Consider the following 24,048-nt stretch of genomic DNA (forward strand, 5'->3'; position numbering starts at 1 on the left):
GATTCCTTCAGCCGCTCTGTTCGGATTGCGGCCAAATCGAAAGCTACACGCTCACCGTCTCGTGCTCGCGCGCGAACTCGCCGCCTGGAATCGAATCCAGCAGCGCCTTTGTGTAGGGATGCTTTGGGTTGCCGAACACTTCGGCGGCCAATCCCTGCTCGACGACCGTGCCATCCTTCATGACGGCGACGAGGTCGCAGATCTGCGCGGCGACGCGCAGGTCGTGCGTGATGAAGATGATGGAGAGGCCGAGCCGCTGGCGCAGATCGGTCAGCAGTTTCAGCACCTGCGCCTGCACGGAAACGTCGAGTGCCGAGACCGGCTCGTCCGCAACCAGCACGTCTGGCTTCAGCGCCAGTGCCCGGGCGAGCCCGATGCGCTGACGCTGGCCGCCGGAGAATTCGTGCGGGTAGCGGTCGCCGGCGGACGGATCAAGCCCAACCAGCTCGAACAGTTTCTTCGCTTCGGCAATCGCGGCGGCGCGCGGCGTGCCATGGACGATGGGGCCTTGCGCGACCAGCTCGGCGGCCTTGCGCCGCGGATTGAGCGAGGCAAAGGGGTCCTGGAACACCATCTGGATATGCCGGGTTTCGCGGCGAATTTGTTCGCGCGACAGTTTTGCCCAGTCCTTGCCATTGAGCACGATCGATCCGGTATCGGGATCGATCAGGCGCACGATGCAGCGCGCTAGGGTCGACTTGCCCGAGCCGGATTCACCGACGATGCCAAGCGTTGCGCCCTTGGGCAGATCGAGAGAGGTATCCTTGACCGCGGCCGTGACACGCGCGCCGCGACCGAGGAAGCCGCCGGTGCGATAGGTCTTTGAGACGTTGGAAATGGTCAGGATGTTTTCGCCCGAGAGCGGCCGTGGCGGCGGTGCTTTCAGCGGTGGTACGGCGGCAATGAGCTGCCTGGTGTAGGGATGCGCCGGATGGCTCAACACCTCGTTGGCCGTGCCTTGTTCGACAATCCTGCCGTGCTGCATCACCACGAGGCGATCTGCGATCTCGGCGACCACGCCGAAATCGTGCGTGATGAACAGCACCGCCGTCTTCTTGCGCTGCTGCAGATCGCGGATCAGCTTCAATATCTGCGCCTGCGTGGTGACGTCGAGTGCGGTGGTCGGCTCGTCTGCGATCAGGAGCTTTGGGTCGAGCGCCAGCGCCATCGCGATCATGGCGCGCTGGCGCTGGCCGCCGGAAAGCTCATGTGGATAGGCCTTTGCGGCCAGCTTGGGATCGGGAATGCGGACGTCGGCGAGCAGCGCCAGCACGCGCGCGTTGATTTCGGCTTTCGACAAATCCGTGTGGATCGAGAACATCTCGCCGATCTGGTCGCCGATGGTGCGCAGCGGATTGAGCGCGGTCATCGGCTCCTGGAAGATCATGGCGATGCCGGCGCCGCGCACCTCGCGCATCTCGGCCGTATCAGCGACGCAGAGATCGCGGCCCTCGAACAGCATCCGGCCGCTCTCGATTTTGACCTCGTTCGGCAACAGCCGCATGATGGCGTTCGCCATCATCGACTTGCCGGAGCCGGATTCGCCGACCACGCAGAGGATCTCGTTCGAGGCGATCGACAGCGAAACGTCCGACAGCGCATGGGGCCGGTCGGCGCCCTCCGGCAGGCGCACGCTTAAGTTTTCGAGTGAAAGGATCGCCCCGCTCATCGGCTCTTCAGCCTCGGATTGAGCGCATCATTCAGCCCCTGGCCGACCAGCGATACCGCGAGCACGGTGACGAGAATGGCGATCCCGGGGATCGCCGAGACGTACCACTGCACGCGCAGCACGTCGCGGCCGAGCCCGATCAGATTGCCCCACGAGGCGACATTGGGATCGGATAGTCTGAGGAAAGCAAGCGCGCTCTCCAGGAGGATCGCGACCGCCATCACGACGCTGGCATAGACGATGACAGGCGGCAGCGCATTGGGCAGGATCTCGCCGAGGATGATCTTGATGTCCCGCATCCCCAGTGTCTTGCCGGCCTGGACGAATTCACGGTTGCGCAACGAGAGGAACTCGGCACGGGTCAATCGCGCCGGCGCCGGCCAGGATACGACGCCGACCGCGATGGTGACGGTGGTGAGCGTCGAGCCGAACACCGCGACCAGCACCAGCAGCAGCACGAAATTCGGCAGGGTCTGGAACGCCTCCGTGATCCGCATCAGGACATTGTCGACCCAGCCGCCATAATAGCCGGCAAAGGCGCCGACCAGGATTCCGATCAGGATCGCGATCGCGGTCGCGACGCCGCCGATCAGGAGCGAAATCCGCGCGCCGTAGAAGATCTGGGCGGCGATGTCGCGCCCGGAATTGTCGGTGCCGAGCAGGAAACGTGGATTGGAGAACGGCCAGACCAGCGGCCGCCCTGCGAGCGACAATGGATCGCGTGGATAGAGGAAGCCGGCGCTGATCGCCATCGCGATCACGACGAGCAGCAGGATCAGGCCGATCACCGCGGCGGGGCTGCGGAAATAGCGTTTCAGCGCGTCCATGTCAGCTATCCGCCGAGATGCGCGGATCAAGCCGCGCATAGAGGAGGTCGGTCACGAAGTTGACCACGATCACCAGCAGGGCCGAGACGAAGACGATGCCGAGCAGGGTGTTGAGGTCGCGCTGCACCACGGATTCGTACGCCAGCCTCCCAAGCCCGGGCAACGAGAACACGCTTTCGACCACCACCGAGCCGCCGAGCATGGTGCCGGCCTGCAGTCCGATCAGCGTCACCATCGGCAGCAGGGCATTGCGCAGCACATGCCGCGTCACGACGTGGGTCTCGTCCAGGCCTTTGGCGCGGGCGGTGCGGACGAAATCGAGATTGAGCACCTCCAGCATCGAGGCGCGCATGATGCGGAGGTAAATGGCGAGGAAGATCAGCCCGAGCGTGAAGGTCGGCAACACGAGATGCCTTGCAATGTCGAGCACCCGCCAGAGGCCGGTCTGCACGGTGCCGATATCCTCGAAACCGCCCGACGGCAGCCATTGCAGGTAGACCGAGAACACCACGATCGCCATCAGGCCGAACCAGAACGACGGCGTTGCATAGAAGATCAATCCAAGTGTCGAGATCAGCGTATCCGGCCAGCGGTTGACGCCGCGCGCGGCGATCACGCCGAACACGAGGCCGAAGAAGAACGCGAACGACAGCGACGCCGTCATCAGCAGGATGGTCGGCGGCAGCCGCTCCAGGATCACGGAGGCGACCGGCTTGCCATAGATCGAGGAGAAACCGAGATCGAGCCGGACCAGGCGCCAGAGGTAGTTCGCGAGCTGCATCGGGATCGACAGGTCGAGCCCGTAGAACTGGCGCAATTCGCGCGCGGTCGCGGCGTCGCCACCGCCCATTTGCGCCATCAGCGCGTCGACGGTGTCGCCCGGTGCCATCTGCAGCAGCAGGAAGACGCCAATCAGGATCAGGAACAGGGTCGGGATCGAGGCGGCGAGCCGCCGCCCCGCAAGGCTCAAGATGCGCATGGTCTCATCTTGACGTATTGAGGATCACGCGGAAAGCCAAAGATCGTGCCAGCTCGACGAGCCCCAGCGGGGCGTGTTGGAGTGGTTGCGGGCTTTTGCGGTGATGACTGTGACGAAGATCTGCTCGATCGGCATCCAGACCGGCAGTTCCGTATTCACTTCCTTGACGAACTCGGCATAGAGCGCCTTGCGCTTGACCGGATCGACCTCGGTGGCCGCATCGTCGATGGTCTTGTCGACCGTCTTGTTTTCCCAGTCCCATTGATTGGTCCAGGGCGCGCCCTTGGGCTGGCCGGATCGATACCAGACCGTGGTCGATACCGCGGGATCGTTGCGGTACTGATGCCAGCCGGTGGCAAGGTCGAAGGCGTGGTCGTCGTAGACCTGCTTCAGGAACCCGCCGCCGTCATTGCGCACGATCTCCACGGGGATGCCGATCTCCTGCAGCGATTGCTGGATGAAGGTCGACCACAGCGAGATGTCCTCACCCCACGGTGCGGGCAACAGCCGGAGCGAGAAGCGCGTGCCGCCGGCGCCCGGCTTGTAGCCGGCTTCATTGAGCAGCGCGACCGCCTTGGCCTTATCGTAAGGATATTGCGGTGTGTCCGGGCCCGGGTAGAAGTCGGTCGAGGTCGAGGGGATCGGGCCGGTGCCGAGTTTGGCGAAGTCGCCGAGGAAGTTGTCGATGAAGAACGGCACGTTGATCGCATGCGCGATGGCGCGGCGGACGCGGATGTCGGAAAGTTCCTTGCGGCGGAAGTTGAACTCGATCGTGTTGGTGCGCGCGTTGCCCTCGTTGCCCTTGGTGGAGACGATGAAGCGCTTGTCCTTGCCGAGCCGCGCCATGTCCGAGATCGTAAGTCCCGAGAACGGGCTGTAGTGCAACTCGCCGGCTTCCATCTGCGCCGCGGCGGCAGCGCGATCGGTGATCACCTTCCAGACGATGCGGTCGAGATAGGGCGCGTTCGGCCGCCAGTAGTCGGGATTGCGGTCGGCGATGATGTATTGCCCGCGCTCATATCCGACGAACTTGAACGGGCCGGTGCCGACCGGCGCCAGGTTGGTCGGGTTCTGGCGGATGTCGCCATTCTCGTAAAGGTGCTTGGCCGAGACGTAGCCGAGGTCGGGCAGGGCGCGCAGCAGCAGATTGAGCGGCATCGGCCGCTCGTAGCGGAAGATCGCGGTCTGCGGATCGGGGGTGTCGACGGTGGTCAGGAATAGTTGCAGCGTCGAGCCGTAGTTCAGGATTTTCTTCCACATGTTCATCGCGGTGAACGCGACGTCATCGGAGGTGAACGGCTTGCCGTCGTGCCAGGTGATGCCCTTGCGCAATTTGAAGGTGACGGTCTTGCCGTCGGGGGTGGCTTCCCAACTCTCGGCGAGCACGCCGACCGGCTTGCCGTCGGCGTCGAGGTCGACCAGGTTCTCCTGGATCTTGCCACCGATGATGTAGACGCCGGTCGAGGCCTGCAGGCTCGGATTGAGCTGGCGCTGCTCGGCACCGTAGTGGACGTTGAACACGCCGCCCTTGCGCGGGGTCTCCTGCGCAAAGGCCCGCATCGGGTTGATGACGTTGGCGGCGATGGCGGCCGACGTCAGAAGTGCGGTGCGGCGGTTGATCTCGAGGCGGGTCAAATCCATACAAGGTCTCCAGAAAGTAGCGTCGGGCAGCGCGCGGCGTCGGGCCGCAGGCTGTCTTTAGCCGATGTTGTGTGGGAAGGGGAACCCCAGGTCATTTTCTCAATTGCCGCGCAATCTGAACGATCATTGTCCTGGCCCCACACCAGACCGGCGTTATCGGCTGCGGCTCAGTGAGGCGAGCTTCGGCAGGGACCGCGAATCACTGAGTGCGAATCTGCAGCGGAAAAATAGGGGTCGGCAGGGTGCCGGATGGCCCGTTCGCGGGCGTATAGAGATGCTGTCGGAGGCAATGGAGGGCCTCGACCAGCGAAAAAACCCGGGAAAAATGCAGGATTCCGGTGTATCAGCGGCGATATAGCTGTGAAGAATGCTGAAAACCCTGTTTTTTTAGCCGGTTTCCGCCATAACGTGCCGTTTCCAGAATCAATGGAGCAACCATGGCTACCCAACTGTCGAAGTCGCAACTGATCGAGAAGATCGCGACCACCACCGAACTCTCCAAGCGCGACGTCAAGAACGTGATGGATACCCTCACGGACGTCGGTCATAAGGAGCTGAAGAAGAACGGCGTGTTCCTCGTCCCCGGCTTCGCGAAGTTCGTGGTGATCAAGAAGCCCGCGACCAAGGCGCGCAAGGGCATCAACCCCTTCACCGGCGAAGAGACGGTGTTCAAGGCCAAGCCGGCCCGCAAGGTCGTCCGGGCTCGCCCGGTCAAGGCCGCCAAGGACGCGGTCTAAGGCAAGAGGCCTCCGGAAGCGGGGGCCTTTTTGCTATAAGCGCGCCCGGCGTTCGCGTGAGGCCTGACCCTCTATTCCTCCGCAACGCGGGGCGCGGCAATCGGCGCTCGTGGGAACAAGCCATCAAAGCGAAAGCCCCACGAGCAAGGCCATGCAGGCCAGGTGGCCGGCGACGATGAGCGCAAGATGAAGAGGACCGGGCATCCGACGTCTCCTCGCTTTACGACACCTCTCCCGCTTGCGGGAGAGGTCGGCGCTTAGCGCCGGGTGAGGGCTCTCTCCTCACGGATGGTCCCATCGTGGAGACACCCTCAGCCCAATGTTCTCACGCAAGCGGGAGAGGGGGCGCAGCGTCCATCGCGGCGGCACCAACCGCCCTTTCAAGAGACAATCAATTCAGACTGGCGCCCGCGGTGAAGCTGCGATCGACGGCTTTGCCGACGTCGAGCGTCTTCGACAGGATGCCGTAGCGTGTGGCGCGGTCGGAGGCTTCCTGCACTTCCTTGACCACGTTCTCGTCGATCGCGATCGGGCTGGTCTTCTGCGCGGTATAGGCGCTCAGCAGCACGTCCTCCGGAAGTTTGGTCAGCTCGGCCGTGTTCTTCGCATAGTCGGCGAGATGATCGAGCGACCACAGCCGTGCCTTGTTCAGTCGCTGCAGCAGGTCCTGCACCGCGGCGCGCTTGGTGGCGATAGCGTTATCGGAGGCGACAATGAAGGTGATCGTCGGCGTCAGGCCCTGGCCGTCGGCAACGACGCGTGCTTTGTCCTTCAGCGTCGCAAACGAAATATAGGGCTCCCACACCGCCCAGGCGTCGATCGATCCCGCAAGCAGCGCGATCTTGGCATCGACCGGGCCGAGCGGCGCGAAGGTCGCGTCCTCGAGCTTGTAGCCGGATTTCTCCAGCGTCGCGTCGATCAGGAATTGCCCCCAGCCGCCTCGCGTGCCGGCGAGACGCTTGCCCCTGAGATCAGCCGCGGTCTTGATCGGCGAATCCTCGCGCACCAGGATGGCTTGCGTTTTGGCCTCGGAGCGCGTGCCGCCGATCGCCTTGATCGGCGCGCCCGACGCATAGACCGACAAAAAGGAAAGGTCGCCGGTATAGCCGACGTCGAGCGCGCCCGCGTTCAAGGCTTCGAGGATCGGCGCGGCCGCAGGAAATTCCGACCACTCGATCTTGTAGGGCAGATTCGTTCCGAAACCTGAGATGTCGAGCAGCGAACGGTTGCCGCCCTTCTGGTCGCCGACCCGCAACACGATTGTGTCGTCGGCCAGCGCCGCGAGGACTGAGGAAAGGGTGATTGCGGTAGCGACGAAGGTAGTCGCCAGCTTGCGCGTAACGGAGTGAAAGCGAGTGAGCCTGCGCATGTCCATCTCTTTTGTGATTTCATTCGCCCATTGCGCAGAGAGCACATGAGCGTTCCATCGAGTCTATGAGCGAACCCCGCGCAGTCAACGAAACGGAAATCTGTATTGGCGCGGCTGGCGACAAAGAACGTCTCGTTGGGTTCCTCTGCGGAGAAGGCGCCACGCGCACCGTTACAAGAGGGCTAAATTCCCGCGCGATTTGCGTCAGTACGTGCGCTGCCGACGATCGCGTCACGACGAAATCGTTTCATCGTCTGCCGCTGGGATCGTGGAGATAATCCCTTTCGCGCGCGCCACATTCGAAATTCCATTTCATTGACGATGACACGATCGCACCGCATCATTTGGCGGTTGCATTGGGTGCCAATAGCGCCGGAGAAATCCGCCTTCTTACAACAATAGCTCTGGATGAGATGTGCGCGGGCTGGGCCGTTCGCGCGGACGGCGGAGCCATGACGGACATAGGGGTGAGCATGTCGATTCGAGAAAAGAAGAATAGATTGGCGATGGATCGGCGGACGCTGCTCCGGGCCGGCGCGGCTGCCGCGTTTGCTGCGCCGATCGGAGCGTTTGGCGCACAGGCGTTTTCCGCGCGCGGCGTGGTGCCGACGATCAACTTCTCCGAATTCCCGATCTGCAAGACGGCATCCGACGCGCCGCCGCTGACCGGTGCGCCGCGCAAATTGAAGCTGTCATGGAACGCAGGCGCGGTGTGTCTTGCGCCGCTGCCGGTCGCGATCGACTACGGCTTCTTCCAGAAGCAGAACCTCGACATCGAACTCGTCAACTACAGCGGCTCGACCGACCAGTTGCTGGAGGCGATTGCCACCGGCAAGAGCGATGCCGGGCTCGGCATGGCGCTGCGCTGGCTCAAGCCGCTGGAGCAAGGCTTTGACGTCAAGATCGCCGCCGGCACCCATGGCGGCTGCATGCGCGTGCTGACGCGCGTAGGCTCCGGCGTCGACAAGCTCGCCGACCTCAAGGGCAAGATCGTCGCTGTCGGCGATCTCGCCGGTCCCGACAAGAACTTCTTTTCGATCCAGCTTGCCAAGCAGGGCTTTGATCCGAACAAGGACGTCGACTGGCGCGCCTATCCCGGCAACCTTCTCAACGTCGCGGTCGAGAAGGGCGAGGTGCAGGCGTTCCTCGCCTCCGATCCGCTCGCTTATCTCTGGCTCAAGGACAGCCAGTACAAGGAAGTCGCGTCTAATCTCGACGGTGAATATCGCGACAAGACCTGCTGCATCGTCGGCCTCCGCGGCTCTCTCGTGCGTAATGAGCCGCATGTCGCGCGCGCCATCACCCAGGCGCTGCTCGATGCCGCCATGTTCACCTCGCAGAATCCGGACAAGGCCGCGAAGTCGTTCCAGCCCTATGCGCCGAAGACTGCGACGCTCGCCGATCTCGAAGCGATGGCGCGCTATCACACCCATCACCATCACCCTGTTGGCGAAGTCCTGAAGCGCGAGCTGAAAGGGTACGCCGACGATCTGAAGACCGTCTCGGTGTTCAAGCAAAGCACTGACACGGCGAAATTCGCGGAACGGATTTATGTCGACGTATTCAGTGTCTGACGCATCGGCCGCCGCGGGACAGGCCGCGGCCGGCGTCAGCCCGGGCTGGCTTGAGAAGCTGCGCAGTGGCGGCTATGGCGCCGGCCTGGCCGCCGGCGCCGCGTGGCTGGCGTTCGGCGCGTCCAGCCTCTACTGGGAAGATCTTGGCGACTGGTCGCGGACGAATGGGGTTGCGATCGGCGCGTTCGTGATCGCAGCGCTTGCACTGCTTGGGACACTCGGCGCCGATTTTCTCGGTGGCGCCGGCGTGGCGCTGCGCCGGCGCGCGCCGTGGCTGGTGGCGCTCGGGTCATTTCTGACGCTCTGGGAGATCGCCACCGCAAAATTCGGCTGGCTGCCGCTGCCGTTCTTCCCGCCGCCGCAGGCGATCGTGGAAGTCTATACCGATGATCTGCCAAAGCTGTTCAACAGCGTCATCGCATCCGTGAAGCTGCAGCTCGGTGGCTATATCATCGGCGCGGCCATCGGGTTTTTGACCGGCGTATCGATCGGCTGGTCACAGAAGGTGGGCTACTGGGTGCATCCGGTGCTGCGCTTCATCGGACCGTTGCCGGCGACCGCCTGGCTGCCGTTCGCCTTCTTCACCTTTCCCTCGAGCTGGAGCGCGAGCACCTTCCTGATCGCGCTTGCCACCGGCTTCCCGGTGACTGTCCTGACCTGGTCCGGCGTTGCGAGCGTGCCGAACGCCTACTACGACGTCGCACGGACGCTTGGCGCCAAGCCGTCCTTCCTGGTGCTGAAGGTGGCCATCCCCGCGGCGCTGCCGCATGTCTTCGTCGGCCTGTTCATGGGGCTCGGCTCCTCGTTCGCCGTCTTGGTCGTGGCCGAGATGATCGGCGTCAAGGCCGGGCTTGGTTGGTACCTGCAGTGGGCGCAGGGCTGGGCGGCCTACGCCAACATGTATGCCGCGCTGATCGTGATGTCGCTGCTCTGCTCCGGCGCGATCACGCTGCTGTTCAAGACGCGCGACCGCCTGCTGGTCTGGCAGAAAGGTGTCGTCAAATGGTAGCCGCCGCTTTGGCCGAAGCGATCACTTATCCTGCCGTCGGTGCCGAGCTCGATATCGCGCATGTCAGCCACGCTTTCGATATCGATGGCGCCGTGCTGCCCGTGCTCGAGGACGTCAGCTTGGCGATCAAGCCCGGCGAGTTCGTCGCGCTGCTCGGCCCGTCCGGCTGCGGCAAGTCCACGCTGCTGCGGCTGGTGGCCGGACTTGAGAAGCCGCGCAGCGGCGTGCTGCGTGAGGACGATATCCGCATCAACGGACCGCACCCGTCGCGCGTCGTCGTGTTCCAGGACCCGACGCTGTTTCCCTGGCGCTCGGTCTGGGACAATGTCGCGCTCGGGCTGGAGGCGCAGGGCATCCTGAAAAGCCAGCGGCAGCGTGTCGACGCAGCGATCGATCTCGTCGGCCTCTCCGCTTTCAGGAAAGCCTATCCGCACCAGCTTTCCGGCGGCATGGCGCAGCGCGTCGCGCTGGCGCGTGCGCTGGTCAACGATCCGAAGGTGCTGATCCTCGACGAGCCGCTCGGCAAGCTGGATTCGTTGACGCGGATCACCATGCAGGCGGAGATCGTCTCGCTCTGGCAGCGCAAGGGCTTCACCACGTTGCTCGTCACGCACGATGCCGAGGAAGCGCTGTTCCTCGCCAACCGCGTCATCGTGCTCAGCGACCGCCCGGCGCGCGTCAAGGCCGACGTCAAAGTCGATCGGCCGTATCCGCGCCATCGCGGCGATCCCTATCTCGCCGATCTGCGCCGGCAGATACTGGGCCTGCTTGGGCTGGACGCGACATGGTAATAGCGGCGAAAGAGCTGACGCCGTCGGAAGCGCCGGACCATGTCGCGCGCGCCTTAAAGCTTGCCGAGGTCATTGCCGCGCGGGCGGCAGCGCACGATCGCGACGCCAGCTTTCCGTTTGAGAATTTCGACGACCTCGCGAAAGCCGGTCTGCTCGCGCTGACCGTCCCGGCGGCGCTTGGCGGGGCGGGGGCGGGCGCCCGCGACACGGTGCGCATTCTGAGCATCATCGGCAAGGCCGATCCGTCGACCGCGCTTGTGCTGTCGATGCATTACATCAACCATCTGGTGATGGCGCGCAGCCCGCGCTGGCCTGCACGCCTATCGCGCAAGCTTGCCAAGGAGACCGTCGAGGGCGTCGCGCTGATCAACGCGCTGCGCGTCGAGCCTGAACTCGGCTCGCCTGCGCGCGGCGGCCTCCCGGCGACGATTGCGCGCCGCACAGAGACGGGTTGGCGACTGAGCGGTCGCAAGATCTACTCGACCGGCGCGCCGATCCTGAAATGGTATCTGGTGTGGGCCAGGACCGACGAGCCGGAAACCCGCGTCGGCCAATTCCTGGTGCCCGCGGGATTGCCCGGAACGAGGATCGAGGAGACCTGGAACCATCTCGGCCTGCGCGCCAGCGGCAGTCACGACGTGATCTTCGAGGACGTCGTGTTCCCGCTCGATTACGAGGTCGACGTGCGGAAGCCGGAAGAGTGGACCGCGCCTGATGTCACCCAGGCGACCATCCACGCCATCTTCGTGGCCGCGATCTATGACGGTGTCGCCCGCGCCGCGCGCGACTGGCTGATCAGGTTCCTGCGCGAACGTGTTCCGGCCAATCTGGGCGCTCCGCTCGCGACATTGCCACGAGCTCAGGAAATCCTCGGCGGCATCGAGGCGCGGCTTGCGGTCAATGCACGCCTGATCGACAGTTTTGCCGCCGAGTTCGATGCCGGCTTGCCGCTCAGCGCGACCGAGTCCAATATCGTCAAGCTGACGGTGACCAACAATGCCGTCGCCGTGGTGGAGGACGCGCTATCACTGACCAGCAATCACGGCCTGTCGCGACACAATCCGCTGGAGCGGCATTTTCGCGATGTGCTGTGCGGCCGCGTCCACACCCCGCAGGATGACTCCACCCGCATCGCCGCCGGACGCCTGGCGCTGGGCATCTGAACAACAGCCAACAATCGGAGCTTCCCCATGTCAGTCGAGTTCATCGGCTTCATCACCAACAACAATGCGTCCGAGACCATCGTGCGCTCCGGTCCCGTGCTCGATCCGCCCTATCTCGAGACGGTCGCCAAGGCGCATGAGCTTGCCGGCTTCGACCGCGCGCTGCTCGCGTTTCATTCGACGACGCCGGATGCGCTGCAGGTCGCCCAGCACGTGCTCGGCATCACCAGGACGTTGAAAGTGATGATTGCCCAGCGGCCGGGCTTCACCGCGCCGACGCTCTTGGCGCGTCAGCTCGCCACGCTCGACCAGTTCTACCCTGACCGCGTCTCGCTGCACGTCATCACTGGCGGCAATGCCACCGAGCTGCGCCAGGACGGCAATACGCTCGACGACAAGGACGAGCGCTATGCGCGCACCAGCGAATTCCTCGACATCGTCCGCCTGGAATGGACCAGCGAGAAGCCGTTCGACTATCGCGGCAAGTACTACCAGGTCGAGCGGGGCTTTTCGCAAGTTAAGCCGCATCAGAAGGGCGGCATCTACACCTTTGTCGGCGGCGGCTCGGATGCCGCGGTGGAGGTCGCGGGCAAGCACGCCGACACCTTCGCGCTGTGGGGCGAATCTTATGCGCAGGTGCGCGACGTTACCGCGCGCGTGCGCGCTGCTGCCGCCAAACACGGCCGGCCGGCGCCGCGCTTCAGCCTCTCGGTGCGGCCGATCCTCGCCGACACCGAGGAGAAGGCGTGGGCCAAGGCGCAGTCGATCCTCGAGCGCGCCACCGAATTGCAGGACCAGACCGGCTACCGTAAGCCAGCTGATGGTCATGCCACCGCGGGCGCGAAGCGGCTGCTTGCGCTTGCCGACCAGGGCGCGCGCATCGACAAGCGGCTGTGGACCGAGATCGCCAAGCTGACTGGCGCCAACAGCAACACCACGGCGCTGGTCGGCACGCCCGAGCAGGTGGCGGAGGTGTTCGCCGATTATTACGACCTCGGCGTCAGTCACTTCCTGATCCGCGGCTTCGATCCGCTGATCGATGCGATCGACTATGGCCGTGAATTGATCCCGCTGACGCGCAAGCTGATCGTCCAGCGCAATGCGACGCGTGGGATTGCCGCCGAATGATCCGGTTCGCTCTCGCTGTTTTGCTCGCGCTCAGCGGCACGAGCATCGCGTCCGCGCAAACCACGCTGCGCGTCGGCGACCAGAAGGGCAATTCGCAGGCGGTGATGGAAGCCGCCGGCGTGCTCAAGGACGTGCCCTACAAGATCGAGTGGAAGGAGTTCGCGGCGGCCGCACCGCTGTTGGAAGCGCTCAGCGCCGGCGCGATCGACACCGGCCTCGTCGGTGATGCGCCCTTCACCTTTGCCGCCGCAGCAGGCGTGCCGGTGAAAGCGATCGCGGCGGTGCGGCAGTCGCGCGAAGGGCTCGCGATCCTGGTGCCCGAGACATCCGCGATCAAGAGTTTCGACGACCTGCGCGGCAAGAAGATCGCAACCGGCCGCGGCTCGATCGGGCATCAGTTGATCCTGGCCGCGCTCGAATCCAGGGGCTGGCAGGCGAGCGATGTGCTGATCGTCTTCCTCGCACCCTCGGATGCCAAGGTCGCCTATACGCAAGGGTCGGTCGAGGCCTGGTCGACCTGGGAGCCCTATGTCAGCCAGGAAGAGGTACTCTTCAAGTCGCGCCGCGTAATCACTGCCGAAGGCATCACGCCCGGCCTCGGCTTTCAGGTCGCAACGCCGAGCGCGATCAAGGACAAGCACGAGCAGTTGCAGGATTTCGTCCGTCGCCTCGCCGCGGCGCGGGCATGGTCGCAGAACAATGTTGCCGGCTATGCCGAGACCTGGGGCAAGCTGATGAACATCCCGACTTCGGTGCCGCTGAACTGGCTGGCGCGGGCCAAGATCCAGATCACCCCGATCGATGACGCCGTCGTGAGCGACGAGCAGAAGACCATCGATCTCTATCACCGCTGGGGTCTGATCAAGCAGCAGCTCAATGCCGCCGAGATCGTCGACCGCTCGTTCGCGACGGCGATCGGCAAGGGCACGGGTCTGTAAGGCCGGCATCACGCTCCCGAATGCGTGATCGGCGGAAATAATCCGCTTGGCGAGTCGAGAGCGCCGAAAGGATTTTCCACGTTTCATACTCGCAAGAATGTCAACGTTGCTATTTCTTGGCCTCCCTTGCCGGGGCGGTTCACCCGGCCAAAATGAAGTAGAACGAACAATAGGGAGTCCGGGAGACCACCATGGGCCTGCATGAAACCAAGATCGAGTCGCTTCCCTTCGTCACTGCCGAGCTCAATTATCTCGCCCCGACAGCGGGCAAGCCACGCACCTACGCCTTTGATCCGCCGCCTGGCGAGCCCAAGTCGACGGCGCTCCCCGAACCCCACAACGTTCCGATCTTCGACGGACGTCTGATCGCGGGCCAGTTTTCGCTCGACCGCGAAGGCTTCGCCCTGGTCAAGCATCCGACCGTGGTGAGGAACTATTACGACGATAACGAAATCAGGCGCGTCTACTATCCCGCCGTCGAAGCCTTCCTGAAGGCGACGTTGAAGGCGGATCGCGTCGTCATCTTCGACCATACCGTGCGCAAGCGCGTCGCGGGCGCGCCTGATGTGCGTGACGGCACGCCGCGCCAGCCGGCGACTCGGGTCCATGTCGACCAGACCGATCTGTCCGGCCGCAACCGCGTCTTCGAACATCTGCCTGAGGAGGCCAACGAACTTCTCAAAGGTCGCGCCCAGGTGATCAACCTGTGGAGGCCGATCCGCGGGCCGCTGCGCGATGCGCCGCTGGCGATGTGCGACGGCCAGTCGGTGGAGCCGGGCGATCTCATCGCCTCCGACTTGATCTATCCGAACCGTCAGGGCGAGACCTATTCCGTGAAATACAATGCGAACCACCGCTGGTTCTATTTCCCGGAAATGACCCCCGACGAAGCGCTGCTGCTCAAGTGCTACGATTCGGCAACCGACGGCCGCACGCGCTTCGCGCCGCACACGGCCTTCATCGATCCGACGACGCCGGCTGATGCAGAGCCTCGCGAGAGCATCGAGGTGCGGACGCTGGTGTTCCATAAGCACTAAACTGCCCAATACCTAGGCAGAGATTGGCGTTCTCTGCCTATTGGTGATACGCCGTCCCGAAATTCCTCGGAAGACGAGACGATTCGTGGGCGGCGTTACCAAAGAAGATGCGGGGTCCAGTACCCGCACGCTGATTTATGCTCTGTTGGCCCTGGCTTGCGGCCATATGCTATCGACCCTGCTGCGGACGATCCCGGCCATCAGCCTCGACCTGATGGCCGCCGATTTCGCGACGCCGCCGCAGACGCTCGCGAGCCTGACCTCGATCTACCATTTCGCCTTTGCCGCATCGCAGGTTCCCGTCGGCGCCGCGATGGACCGCTTCGGCGTTCGCCCGGTCTCCCTGGGCCTGCTCATCGGAACCATCTTCGGGGCAGTGGCATCGGCGTTTGCGACCGGACCGGGGAGCTTCCTCGTTGGCCAGCTCATGCTGGGGATCGCGACATCAGGCATGCTGATGTGCCCTATGACGCTGGCTGCGAAACAGCTTTCCCCGCTCAAGTTTGGCCTGTGGTCGGGCGCGATCCTGTCGATCGGCAACATCGGCATGCTGCTGTCGTCGAGCCCACTGGCCTTCGTGGTCGAGCGTTTTGGCTGGCGCGCGGGGTTCTGGATATCGGCGGTCGGTGGTGTCGCGGTGCTGCTTGCGGTGTTCGCGCTGGTGCCGAGACAGCCGGCTGAACACAAGGACGATTCGTCGCCGCTTTCGCAGATGATGGAAGTCTTGCGCCTCGGCCTGTCCCATCAGCTCCGGGGCCTGGTCGCCTTGTCGCTGGTCTCGCTGGCCGCATCGCTCGTGCTCAGGGGATTGTGGGGCGGCCCGTGGCTGATGGAGGTCAAGGGGCTCACCCGCATCGAAGCCGGCAACCAACTCGGCATGTTCACGCTGGCGCTGATCGCTGGGCCGGTCTGCATCGGCATGATCGATCGCAGGCTCGGCCACCGGCGCACCGTCGTTGCGGCATCCCATCTCGTATCGGCGCTGCTGCTTCTCCTGATGGCCCTGGGAGCTCCGGGCTACCCGATATCTAGTCTGTTTGGCGTCGCCGTCATGCCGCCGCAATATGATCTCGTCCTGTTCGTCCTGATCGGTCTTGCCGTCTCGGCGCAGCCGCTGCTCTACGGCATGACCAGGCAGCTCGTCGACGCCCAGAGCGCAGGCAAGGCGCTTTCGGCGATCAATCTCTCCTTCTTCCTCGGCGCAGCACTGATGCAGTCCATAACCGGCGCCGTGGCGGCACTCTATGGATTGCCGGCGGTGATGATCTTCATGGCTGCAGCCCTGCTGGCCGGCACGGTGGTGTTTTTGATCTATACGTCCCGGGCGGTGGCGATAAAATAGACGATGTTCTCCGCTTTGTTGGCGCTGACGGGAGTTCCTTTCGGCGCTGACCGTCGATGATCGCTAGGTCGCTGCAACGCACCATTTCATTTCTCTGCCCATATTTACGCGCTATTGTCGTGGGGGGAACGCAGCAGGCTGCCGTTCGAGCAGGTTTGAGGCGATGCCGATGCAACAAAGAAAAGCAAGATTGTCGCTGTCCCTCGTCGCCGCACTGCTTCTCACGTGGGCGCCGTCCAGCGCACAGCAGGCGTCCGAGGGAGGCGCCGCGGATAATGAGATCCGCATCGGCAACGTCATGCCCTACACCGGACCGTTGGCGGCCTTTGCGACCATCGGCAGGGCAGAAGCCGCCTATTTCGACATGGTCAACGAGCGCGGCGGCATCAACGGACGCAAGATCAAGTTCATCTCCGTCGACGACAGCTCCAATCCGCGCACCGCGCTTCAGCAGACGCGCGAACTGGTCGAGAAGGAGAACGTGCTCTTGATGTTCGGCTCATTCGGCACGCCGAGCAATCTCGCGACCCGGACCTATCTCAACGACAAGAAGATCCCGCAATTGTTCGTCGCTTCGGGCGACGAGGAATGGGCAAATCCGCAGACATATCCGTGGAGCATGGGCTGGCAGCCGACCTTCCGCGCGGAGGGCCAGATCTATGCGAATTACATCCAGGCGTCCTATCCCGACCGCAAGATCGCCGTGCTCTGGCAAAACGATCAGTTCGGCCGCGATCTGTTCAGGGGATTGCAGGAAGGTCTCGGCGATACCGCCGGCATGATCGTCGCCGATCTCGCCTTTGATGCGTCCGATACCTCGATCCAGGTGCAGATCAAGATATTGAAGGATTCCGGCGCCGACATACTGGTGTTCAACGGAGCGCCGGCGATCGCCGCCCGCGCCATTCGCATCGCGGCTGACCTGGATTGGCATCCGGTCTTCATCCTCGACAATGCCTCGGCCTCGATCGCCAGCGCGCTGCGGCCAGCGGGATTGCAGAATGCGCTCGGCGTGATCTCGACATCCTTCCTGAAGGACGCCGACGATGCGGCATGGAAGGAGGACCCGCCGATCAAGGCGTGGTCGGCCTTCATGGACAAGTACTATCCCGACGGCGACAAGGAGGACAGCTACGCCATCTTCGGCTACGCGGTGGCGGAGACCCTTGTCCAGGTGCTGAAGCAGTGCGGCGATGATGTGTCGCGCGAGAACATCATGCGCCAGGCTACGTCGTTGAAGAACTATCTCAACCCGGTCGCGCTGCCGGGCATCGCGATCAACACCGGCCCGACCGATTTCCGCCCGATCAAGCAGATGCGTCTGGTGCAGTTCGACGGCAATGTCTGGCAACCGATCGGCGATGTGGTCGAAAGCGCATTTTTGAACGCGCCTGGCGATAAGTGATTTCGGAATGAGCGGCGCCACATACTCGCCGTCGTCCCGGGTCCCGGCTTCGTCGCGGCGCGTAAGCCCGGGACGACGCCGACATTGCGAGCGGAGCGAAGCAATCCATCTCGCCGCTTGCGAAGGCATGGATTGCTTCGCTCCGCTCGCAATGACGGGGTTGGTTCTGATTCAATTTCAAACAGCGGTCCCGTAGGATGGGTAGAGCCTACTTCTTCCCCGCCTGCCCGTAATTCAGCAGGCCGCCCTTGCTCTTCGGCGGATGCGCGCGCAGGCCTTCCTCGTTCGGTTCGGTGCCCCAGCCCGGCCGGTCCGGAATCACGAGGTGGCCGTCGACGATGTCAGGGACATGCGTGAACAACTCATGGTCCCAGGCGAGCCGGTCGATGTCGGTTTCCATGATCCGCAAATTCGGCACTGCCGCGGAGAAATGCGCGTTCATCATGGTGCAGAGGTGGCCGTAGAAATTATGCGGGGCGACGTTGACCTCGAAATGTTCGGCGGCGTTCGCGATCTTCATCGATTGCCAGACGCCGTTCCAGGGCGTGTCGATGATCGCGACGTCCATTGCCTGCTCGGTGAAGTAGGGCAGGAACTCGCGCAGGCCGAGCAGCGTCTCGCAGGAGGAGATCGGATGCGGGCTCTGGCGGCGGATGTAACCTAGCGCTTGCGGGTTGAAGGTGTCGATTTCGACCCAGAACATGTCCATCTTCTCGATCGCCCGCAGGATCTTCAGATAGCCTTCGGTCTTGGCGTTGAAATTGAGATCGAGCAGGAGATCGACATCGGGCCCGGCGCCATCGCGGATCGCCTCCAGGTGCATGCAGAGATTGCGCAGCACGGTGCGGTCGACATTGATCTCGGGCTCGAACGGCGCGCCGAAGCCGGGCCGCCAGCCCTGCGGCTTGCCGTCGGTATAAACGAAGATGTTGGTCTTCAGCGCCGTGAAGCGCTTCTCGCGCACCTCGCGGCCGATCGCTTTGACGCCGTCGAGGTCGGTGATGGCCGGCTTGTACCAGTCGGGATGGTTGATGCGCCAGGTCGCGCAATGCGACCAGTAGACCCGGATGCGGTCGCGAATCTTGCCGCCGAGCAGCTCGTAGCAGGGCACGCCGAGCGCCTTCGCCTTGACGTCGAGCAGTGCGTTCTCGATCGCGCCGAGCGCCAGCGCCACCACGCCGCCGGCGGCCGGCCGGGTCGCGGAGAACAGTTCGGCATAGATACGCTCGTGCTGCAGCGCGTTCTTGCCGATGATCCGCGTCGACAGCCGCTCGATCGCGGCGGTGACACCGGGCGCGCCAAAACCTTCGTCGAACTCGCTCCAGCCGACGACACCGTCTTCGGTTGTGATCTTGACGAAGTGGTAATTCCGCCAGCCGGCATCGCAGGCGAGCGTTTCGATGCTTCTGATGTTGGACGACTTGCCCATGGTTTCCTGCCCGGCGTTGTTTGTTTCGTTGGGTCGATAACAACAATGGAACGGCCGGCGCGTCAATCACATCAGCGGCAATCCAGATCGGCAGATTGCGATTAGCTCTTCGGCGGAAACAGCATCGGCAGGCGCCGCTCGAAGGTCTGGCGGCCGCGCTTGAAGCCCATGAGCACCTCGGGCAATTCCGCGATCGCACCGCGGCCGCTATCGGTATCGAGCAAGATGATGTCAGCGGGATTGCCGACGCTGATGCCGTAGTCCCGCAGGTTCATCAGGCGGGCAGGGAGGTCCGTCACCAGATCGAGGCAGGCATCGAATTCGTTGACCTTGGCATGGGCGATGTTGGCGTAGAAATTGGCCATCCGCAGCAGCGAGGCATCGCCGAACGGCGTGAACGGATTTTGCACATTGTTGGTCGCGACAGAGCAGAGCACGCCGTGGGCGACGAGTTTGTGCGCCATGGTCAGGCCGCGCGGCGCGTTATGTGTCGCGTCGCGCCCCAGCAGATAGAGGTCGGTCGCGGGTAGGACGGTGACCGCAACGCCAGCGTTTGCCAACCGTTCGGTCGCCGTCTTCAGCCGATCCGGTGGCAGCGCCGAGAGCTTGGTTGCATGGCCGATGGCGACGCGTCCCTGATAGTTCCGGCGCTCGGTCTGGCGACACACTTCTTCCATATGCCACCAGGACGGATCGAGGTCGAAGTCCAGATGCAGATCGACGTCGACGTCGAACTCCTGCGCCAGATCGAAGATCTTCTCGATATGCGCGTTCGGATCGGTGTCCACATAGGGACAGCCGCCGATCGCCTCGCCGCCGTCGCGCAGCGCTGCGATCAGCAATTCCTCGGCGCCGGGATCGTTGGTCAGCCCTTCCTGCGGGAACACGCACGGAGAAATATCGATCGCCCAGGCATAATCGCGCTTCATCGCCTTGATCGCCTCGAAGCCGCGCAGGCCGATGCGCGGATCGATCTCCACATGCGTGCGCATCCGCGTCGTGCCGAAGGTGATCGCGCGCTCGATCACGCGCGCGCCGCGGGCATAGATGTCCTCGACGGTGAAGTCGCGCTTCATCGCCGCCACCGCCCGGATGGCTTCGCTTACACTGCCATGGTCATGAGCGCAGCGGCCGAGCAGGCAGGCCTTGTCGAGATGGATATGGGTGTCGACGAAGCCTGGCAGCACGAGCTTGCCGCCGACATCGATTTCCGCCGTCTCGCAAATGAGATGCGGTTCGATCGCCGCGATCCGGCCGCCGGCGATGCCGATATCGACCGGCGTGCTCGCACCTCGCGTGCGCGCATTGCGGAAGACGAGATCGAAGGCGGTTGGCATCGTCGTCAGCGTCCGCGCGCCGCCTTCGGCAGTTTCACGACGCGGCCACCCTCCGCCTCTTCGGCATAGGGCGCGAGGATATCGAGCAGGTCGCGGCCGCGCTGCGGGACCGGAGTAACCAGCGCGCGGCCTGCCACCGAGTCCAGATGGCTGTGCATCAGGCTCATCACCTTCTCCTCGTCGCCCCTGACCAGCGCCGCAATGATCGCGCGATGCTCGTTGATGGCGCATTCCGAGGAATGCGGCCGGCTGAACAGCGACAGCGTCAGGCAGCAGCGATAGGCGATCTCGCTGACATACCGGATCAGGATCGGGCTGTTCGTCATGTGCGCGAGCAGGATGTGGAATTCGGTCGCAAGCCGGATCGAGACCGGGTCCGAGCCGCCGCGCGCACGGTCCTCGGCATCGACATGCGCATTTAATTCCGCGATCTGCGCCTTGGTGAGCTTGCCGGCGAGATGGCGCACCACGAGCCGCTCGAGCTGAATCCGGACATCGAAGGCGTCGCGCGCATCCTGCCAGCTCGGCGTCGCCACCACGGCGATGCGGTTGCGGCGCAGTTCGATCAGCCCCTCGGCCGCCAATTGCCCGAGCGCATGGCGCGCGATGGTGCGGCTGACGCCGAAACGCTCGCCGAGCGAATCCTCCGGCAGCTTCGCGCCCGGCTCCAGCGCCTGCTCGATGATGGCGCGGCGGAGCGCGCGGCAGATCACGCTGACCTTGTCGGACGATTCAGCAGTCTTGCTGGCCGCGCGCGGCGCCATCGGTTGGTCCCGTAAGTGCTTGCGTGCCGATTCTTAGCACAGGCGTCCAATAATTGTGCGCACGAATTGCATGCACTTTGATGAGCCGATTGCCTAAAAAGAATCCGCCGGAGCAGTGCCGATTCCCCTGATCCCGCTGATTCCGTAGGAAAGCCGCGCTGGCATCTGGCTTGCATACACTTTCTGCCGTGATGCGCATGCAAGCAAATTCCGAATTCTCCGGCGAGCCGGTTCCTTCCGGAAGCGCGCCGATTGCCGTTGAACTATCCGACGCCTCGGTGACGTTCGGCCGCGGCGCGCGTGCAGTGCCGGCGTTATCGACGACGACACTGCGGATCGCGGACGGCGAGTTCGTCGCGCTGGTCGGTCCGTCCGGCTGCGGCAAGTCGACGATCCTGCGGTTGGTCAGCGGCCTGGTGCAGCCGAGCACGGGCGTCGTCATCGTCGGCGGCCGCGAGGTGGCGGCGCGCGCGATGCGGGTCGGCATGGCCTTCCAGAATCCGACCATGCTGCCATGGATGACGATCGAGCGGAACATCATGCTGCCGCTCAAGATCGTTGAGCCGTTCCGCTCCCAGTTCCGAAGACTCCGCAAGAGCCAATTCCGCGACAAGGCCAACGCGCTGTTGGAGCAGGTTGGCCTGAAAGGTTTTGGTGGCCGCTTTCCCTGGCAGCTATCCGGCGGCATGCTCCAGCGCGCCAACCTCTGCCGCGCGCTGATCCATGAGCCGCGCCTCTTGCTGCTCGACGAGCCGTTCGGCGCGCTCGACCAGTTCACGCGCGAGGAATTGTGGTCGATCCTGCAGGGGCTCTGGATGACGCACAAGCCGACGGTGCTGCTGGTCACCCACGATCTGCGCGAGGCCGGCTTTCTCGCCAGCCGCATCTGCGTGATGAGCGCGCGGCCCGGCCGCATCCTCGACGACAGCCATGTCGGCTTTGCCCGGCCGCGCACGGTGGCGATGACCTTCGAGCCTGATTTCGTCGCGCTGAACCAGAAGCTGCGCGCGATGATCGTTGACGCGCGCAGTGCAGTGCAGGAAGGAGCGGTCTGAGATGACAGCACTCGATATCAGGCAGAAGGCGTGGTCGGCGGCGCTGATCGTGCTGTTCTTCGTCGCCTGGGAACTGTTCTGCCTGATGACCGGCATGTCCGATCTCGTGCTGCCGCGTCCGTCGCAGGTCTTCGTGACACTGTTCGAGCGCTTTCCGGTGCTGTGGCCGCACATCATCCAGACGCTCGCGACCACGATGTTCGGCTTCGTATTGGGTGTGGCGCTCGGTGTCGTGCTCGGCGCCTTCATCGGCGTCTCGAAGACTGCCTATGACACCGCCTATCCGCTATTGATCGGCTTCTCCTCGATCCCGAAGGTCGCGGTGGTGCCGATCTTCGTGCTCTGGTTCGGCTCCGGCACGGTGCCGGCGGTTCTCACCGCGCTGTCGATCTGCTTCTTCCCGATCGTCGTCAACATCGCCACCGGGCTTGCCACCACCGAGCCCGAACTCGAGGACGTCTTGAAGGCGCTGGGCGCCAGCAAGTTCGACATCCTCTGGAATGTCGGCCTGCCGCGCACGATGCCGTTCTTCTTCGCATCACTGAAGGTCGCGATCTCTTACGCCTTTGTCGGCGCGGTGCTCTCGGAGACAGTCGCCTCCAACCGCGGCATCGGCAATGTGATGATGACCGCGTCTTCGAATTTCAACGTGCCGCTGGTGTTCGCCGGACTGTTCGTGCTCGCCGGCCTCGGCGTTGCGCTCTACGTCGTGTTCTCGCTGATCGAAGGCCAGGTCACCGGCTGGGCCACGCGGAAGAACGACGTGATTGCCACCTGAGAAAGAGTTTTATCAACCATCATTCATGAGGTCGTCATGCCAAGCAAAGTGAGCGCCGCGCTGTTGGGACTAATCCTGTTTGCAGGGACCGCGGCGGCCGAGGAAACCACGATCAGGTTCACGCTCGGCTGGAAGACGCAAGGCTCGGACGCCGCCTTCTTCTACGCCAAGGACCATGGCTTCTTCAAAGAGGAAGGCCTCAACGTCGTCATCGACCAGGGCGAAGGCTCGGGCGCGACCGTGACGCGCATCATGTCGGGCGCCTACGATGCCGGGTTCGGCGACGTCAACGCCATCATCCAGAATGCCGCGACCAAGCCGCAGGATGCGCCTGTCATGGTCTACATGATCTGGAACCAGCCGCCGTTCGCGATCGTCGCGAAGAAGTCGAGCGGCATCAACACCATCAAGGATTTCGAAGGTCACACCCTCGGCGGAGCGCAGGGCACGCCGACCACACGGCTGCTGCCGGTGTTCGTGCACAAGAACGGGCTCGATGGCGAGAAGATCAAGATCTCCAACATGGCGCCAAACCTGCAGGAGCCGATGCTGATCAAGGGCGACATCGACGCCGCGCTTGTCTTCAACATCACCAGCTACTTCAACCTGGTGCTGAACCGCCAGGATCCCGAGAAGGACTTCAAGTGGTTCTCGTTCGGCGATTACGGAATGGATCTCTATTCCAACGGCGTGATGGTCTCGCGCAAATTGCTCGCCTCCAATCCGAAGGCCGTCGCCGGCCTCGTCCGCGCTGTCAACAAGGGTATGATAGCGGTCGCCAAGGACCAGAATGCCGGCATGAAGGCAGCGGTGAATTTCGACAACCTGATCAACGTCGACGTCGAGAAGCGCCGCCTGCAATATTCCTTCGACAAGCTGATCGTCTCGCCGGAGATGAAGGAGATCGGCGTCGGCGACGTCAAGGATGACCGCATGGCCCGCGCCATCGGCATCATCGTCGAAGGCTATCAGCTCGCGCGCACGCCGGCGCCGTCCGAAATCTTCAGCCGCGAGTTCCTGCCGCCGCGGGCGGAGCGGGAGTTGGTCTACATCACCAACTGAGATAATCTGCGGTC

General features: G+C 63.6%; 21 protein-coding genes. 13 read left to right on the forward strand and 8 right to left on the reverse strand.

Features of this window, described 5'->3' with window-relative positions; translation table 11 throughout:
• Positions 1-43 precede the first annotated feature (43 nt).
• The 4 genes from ACZXDY_RS16690 to ACZXDY_RS16705 are packed head-to-tail and all read right to left on the reverse strand — an operon-like array spanning position 44 to position 5,116.
• Positions 44-1,669: an ABC transporter ATP-binding protein gene (locus ACZXDY_RS16690; protein ID WP_464346241.1), complete on the reverse strand. Its 1,626-nt coding sequence runs from the start codon at positions 1,667-1,669 to the stop codon at positions 44-46.
• Positions 1,666-2,496: an ABC transporter permease gene (locus ACZXDY_RS16695; protein ID WP_464346242.1), complete on the reverse strand. Its 831-nt coding sequence runs from the start codon at positions 2,494-2,496 to the stop codon at positions 1,666-1,668. Before ACZXDY_RS16695 ends, ACZXDY_RS16690 begins: the two co-directional genes overlap by 4 nt.
• A gap of 1 nt (position 2,497) precedes the next feature.
• On the reverse strand, positions 2,498-3,475 hold the full coding sequence (locus tag ACZXDY_RS16700; RefSeq protein WP_464346243.1) for an ABC transporter permease: 978 nt from the start codon (positions 3,473-3,475) through the stop codon (positions 2,498-2,500).
• Between the two features lie 24 nt (positions 3,476-3,499).
• Entirely contained in the window at positions 3,500-5,116 is a 1,617-nt protein-coding gene (locus ACZXDY_RS16705; RefSeq protein ID WP_464346244.1) for an ABC transporter substrate-binding protein, read from the reverse strand.
• Between the two features lie 437 nt (positions 5,117-5,553).
• Here ACZXDY_RS16705 and ACZXDY_RS16710 point away from each other — a divergent pair, with 437 nt between their 5' ends.
• On the forward strand, positions 5,554-5,853 hold the full coding sequence (locus ACZXDY_RS16710; protein ID WP_028164358.1) for an HU family DNA-binding protein: 300 nt from the start codon (positions 5,554-5,556) through the stop codon (positions 5,851-5,853).
• 391 nt (positions 5,854-6,244) lie between these two features.
• On the opposite strand, the gene ACZXDY_RS16715 is transcribed toward ACZXDY_RS16710, so the two are convergent.
• The gene (locus tag ACZXDY_RS16715) at positions 6,245-7,222 is read right to left on the reverse strand and encodes an ABC transporter substrate-binding protein (RefSeq protein WP_464346245.1); all 978 of its coding nucleotides are present in this window, start codon (positions 7,220-7,222) and stop codon (positions 6,245-6,247) included.
• A gap of 473 nt (positions 7,223-7,695) precedes the next feature.
• Here ACZXDY_RS16715 and ACZXDY_RS16720 point away from each other — a divergent pair, with 473 nt between their 5' ends.
• The 9 genes from ACZXDY_RS16720 to ACZXDY_RS16760 all read left to right on the forward strand — a co-directional run bounded on the left by ACZXDY_RS16720 (position 7,696) and on the right by ACZXDY_RS16760 (position 17,609).
• Positions 7,696-8,796 carry an ABC transporter substrate-binding protein gene (locus ACZXDY_RS16720; RefSeq protein ID WP_464346246.1) on the forward strand — a complete coding sequence of 367 codons (1,101 nt, stop codon included), beginning with the start codon at positions 7,696-7,698 and terminating at the stop codon, positions 8,794-8,796.
• Positions 8,774-9,805 carry an ABC transporter permease gene (locus ACZXDY_RS16725; RefSeq protein ID WP_464346247.1) on the forward strand — a complete coding sequence of 344 codons (1,032 nt, stop codon included), beginning with the start codon at positions 8,774-8,776 and terminating at the stop codon, positions 9,803-9,805. Before ACZXDY_RS16720 ends, ACZXDY_RS16725 begins: the two co-directional genes overlap by 23 nt.
• Positions 9,799-10,596 (forward strand): ABC transporter ATP-binding protein, encoded by a 798-nt coding sequence (locus ACZXDY_RS16730; protein ID WP_130225477.1) that lies wholly within the window; start codon positions 9,799-9,801, stop codon positions 10,594-10,596. Before ACZXDY_RS16725 ends, ACZXDY_RS16730 begins: the two co-directional genes overlap by 7 nt.
• Entirely contained in the window at positions 10,590-11,759 is a 1,170-nt protein-coding gene (locus tag ACZXDY_RS16735; RefSeq protein ID WP_464346248.1) for an acyl-CoA dehydrogenase family protein, read from the forward strand. Before ACZXDY_RS16730 ends, ACZXDY_RS16735 begins: the two co-directional genes overlap by 7 nt.
• 27 nt (positions 11,760-11,786) lie before the next feature.
• On the forward strand, positions 11,787-12,887 hold the full coding sequence (locus tag ACZXDY_RS16740) for an LLM class flavin-dependent oxidoreductase (protein WP_464346249.1): 1,101 nt from the start codon (positions 11,787-11,789) through the stop codon (positions 12,885-12,887).
• Positions 12,884-13,825, forward strand: coding sequence for an ABC transporter substrate-binding protein (locus tag ACZXDY_RS16745; protein ID WP_464346250.1), 942 nt, complete (start codon positions 12,884-12,886; stop codon positions 13,823-13,825). Before ACZXDY_RS16740 ends, ACZXDY_RS16745 begins: the two co-directional genes overlap by 4 nt.
• Positions 13,826-14,016: 191 nt before the next feature.
• Positions 14,017-14,862 carry a CmcJ/NvfI family oxidoreductase gene (locus ACZXDY_RS16750; protein WP_464346251.1) on the forward strand — a complete coding sequence of 282 codons (846 nt, stop codon included), beginning with the start codon at positions 14,017-14,019 and terminating at the stop codon, positions 14,860-14,862.
• 85 nt (positions 14,863-14,947) lie between these two features.
• Entirely contained in the window at positions 14,948-16,204 is a 1,257-nt protein-coding gene (locus ACZXDY_RS16755; RefSeq protein ID WP_464346252.1) for an MFS transporter, read from the forward strand.
• A gap of 169 nt (positions 16,205-16,373) precedes the next feature.
• Positions 16,374-17,609 (forward strand): ABC transporter substrate-binding protein, encoded by a 1,236-nt coding sequence (locus tag ACZXDY_RS16760; RefSeq protein ID WP_464346253.1) that lies wholly within the window; start codon positions 16,374-16,376, stop codon positions 17,607-17,609.
• Positions 17,610-17,817: 208 nt separating this feature from the next.
• On the opposite strand, the gene ACZXDY_RS16765 is transcribed toward ACZXDY_RS16760, so the two are convergent.
• The 3 genes from ACZXDY_RS16765 to ACZXDY_RS16775 all read right to left on the reverse strand — a co-directional run bounded on the left by ACZXDY_RS16765 (position 17,818) and on the right by ACZXDY_RS16775 (position 21,139).
• Positions 17,818-19,038 carry a mandelate racemase/muconate lactonizing enzyme family protein gene (locus ACZXDY_RS16765; RefSeq protein WP_464346254.1) on the reverse strand — a complete coding sequence of 407 codons (1,221 nt, stop codon included), beginning with the start codon at positions 19,036-19,038 and terminating at the stop codon, positions 17,818-17,820.
• 101 nt (positions 19,039-19,139) lie between these two features.
• A complete protein-coding gene (locus tag ACZXDY_RS16770; protein ID WP_464346255.1) occupies positions 19,140-20,375 on the reverse strand; it encodes an amidohydrolase family protein in 1,236 nt (411 codons plus the stop codon).
• Positions 20,376-20,380: 5 nt separating this feature from the next.
• Entirely contained in the window at positions 20,381-21,139 is a 759-nt protein-coding gene (locus ACZXDY_RS16775; protein ID WP_028164345.1) for a GntR family transcriptional regulator, read from the reverse strand.
• Positions 21,140-21,336: 197 nt separating this feature from the next.
• Here ACZXDY_RS16775 and ACZXDY_RS16780 point away from each other — a divergent pair, with 197 nt between their 5' ends.
• Genes ACZXDY_RS16780 through ACZXDY_RS16790 form a run of 3 tightly spaced genes read left to right on the forward strand, consistent with a single transcriptional unit; the run spans position 21,337 to position 24,034 of the window.
• Positions 21,337-22,194 carry an ABC transporter ATP-binding protein gene (locus tag ACZXDY_RS16780; protein WP_051396766.1) on the forward strand — a complete coding sequence of 286 codons (858 nt, stop codon included), beginning with the start codon at positions 21,337-21,339 and terminating at the stop codon, positions 22,192-22,194.
• 1 nt (position 22,195) lies between these two features.
• Positions 22,196-22,972 (forward strand): ABC transporter permease, encoded by a 777-nt coding sequence (locus ACZXDY_RS16785; RefSeq protein ID WP_028164343.1) that lies wholly within the window; start codon positions 22,196-22,198, stop codon positions 22,970-22,972.
• A 36-nt stretch (positions 22,973-23,008) separates the two neighbouring features.
• Complete coding sequence (locus ACZXDY_RS16790) at positions 23,009-24,034, forward strand: ABC transporter substrate-binding protein (RefSeq protein WP_464346256.1); 1,026 nt, start codon at positions 23,009-23,011, stop codon at positions 24,032-24,034.
• Positions 24,035-24,048: the final 14 nt, after the last annotated feature.

It is taken from the genome of Bradyrhizobium sp. LeoB3, assembly GCF_055456055.1.

Bases quoted from the DNA above. Each gene is read 5' to 3' on its own strand.
- ACZXDY_RS16705 (WP_464346244.1), bottom strand. From the start codon at position 5,116: ATGGATTTGACCCGCCTCGAGATCAACCGCCGCACCGCACTTCTGACG.
- ACZXDY_RS16745 (WP_464346250.1), top strand. From the start codon at position 12,884: ATGATCCGGTTCGCTCTCGCTGTTTTGCTCGCGCTCAGCGGCACGAGC.
- ACZXDY_RS16690 (WP_464346241.1), bottom strand. From the start codon at position 1,669: ATGAGCGGGGCGATCCTTTCACTCGAAAACTTAAGCGTGCGCCTGCCG.
- ACZXDY_RS16735 (WP_464346248.1), top strand. From the start codon at position 10,590: ATGGTAATAGCGGCGAAAGAGCTGACGCCGTCGGAAGCGCCGGACCAT.
- ACZXDY_RS16730 (WP_130225477.1), top strand. From the start codon at position 9,799: ATGGTAGCCGCCGCTTTGGCCGAAGCGATCACTTATCCTGCCGTCGGT.
- ACZXDY_RS16790 (WP_464346256.1), top strand. From the start codon at position 23,009: ATGCCAAGCAAAGTGAGCGCCGCGCTGTTGGGACTAATCCTGTTTGCA.
- ACZXDY_RS16710 (WP_028164358.1), top strand. From the start codon at position 5,554: ATGGCTACCCAACTGTCGAAGTCGCAACTGATCGAGAAGATCGCGACC.
- ACZXDY_RS16720 (WP_464346246.1), top strand. From the start codon at position 7,696: ATGTCGATTCGAGAAAAGAAGAATAGATTGGCGATGGATCGGCGGACG.
- ACZXDY_RS16785 (WP_028164343.1), top strand. From the start codon at position 22,196: ATGACAGCACTCGATATCAGGCAGAAGGCGTGGTCGGCGGCGCTGATC.
- ACZXDY_RS16765 (WP_464346254.1), bottom strand. From the start codon at position 19,038: ATGGGCAAGTCGTCCAACATCAGAAGCATCGAAACGCTCGCCTGCGAT.
- ACZXDY_RS16700 (WP_464346243.1), bottom strand. From the start codon at position 3,475: ATGCGCATCTTGAGCCTTGCGGGGCGGCGGCTCGCCGCCTCGATCCCG.
- ACZXDY_RS16750 (WP_464346251.1), top strand. From the start codon at position 14,017: ATGGGCCTGCATGAAACCAAGATCGAGTCGCTTCCCTTCGTCACTGCC.
- ACZXDY_RS16780 (WP_051396766.1), top strand. From the start codon at position 21,337: ATGCAAGCAAATTCCGAATTCTCCGGCGAGCCGGTTCCTTCCGGAAGC.
- ACZXDY_RS16695 (WP_464346242.1), bottom strand. From the start codon at position 2,496: ATGGACGCGCTGAAACGCTATTTCCGCAGCCCCGCCGCGGTGATCGGC.
- ACZXDY_RS16760 (WP_464346253.1), top strand. From the start codon at position 16,374: ATGCAACAAAGAAAAGCAAGATTGTCGCTGTCCCTCGTCGCCGCACTG.
- ACZXDY_RS16715 (WP_464346245.1), bottom strand. From the start codon at position 7,222: ATGCGCAGGCTCACTCGCTTTCACTCCGTTACGCGCAAGCTGGCGACT.
- ACZXDY_RS16725 (WP_464346247.1), top strand. From the start codon at position 8,774: ATGTCGACGTATTCAGTGTCTGACGCATCGGCCGCCGCGGGACAGGCC.
- ACZXDY_RS16775 (WP_028164345.1), bottom strand. From the start codon at position 21,139: ATGGCGCCGCGCGCGGCCAGCAAGACTGCTGAATCGTCCGACAAGGTC.
- ACZXDY_RS16740 (WP_464346249.1), top strand. From the start codon at position 11,787: ATGTCAGTCGAGTTCATCGGCTTCATCACCAACAACAATGCGTCCGAG.
- ACZXDY_RS16770 (WP_464346255.1), bottom strand. From the start codon at position 20,375: ATGCCAACCGCCTTCGATCTCGTCTTCCGCAATGCGCGCACGCGAGGT.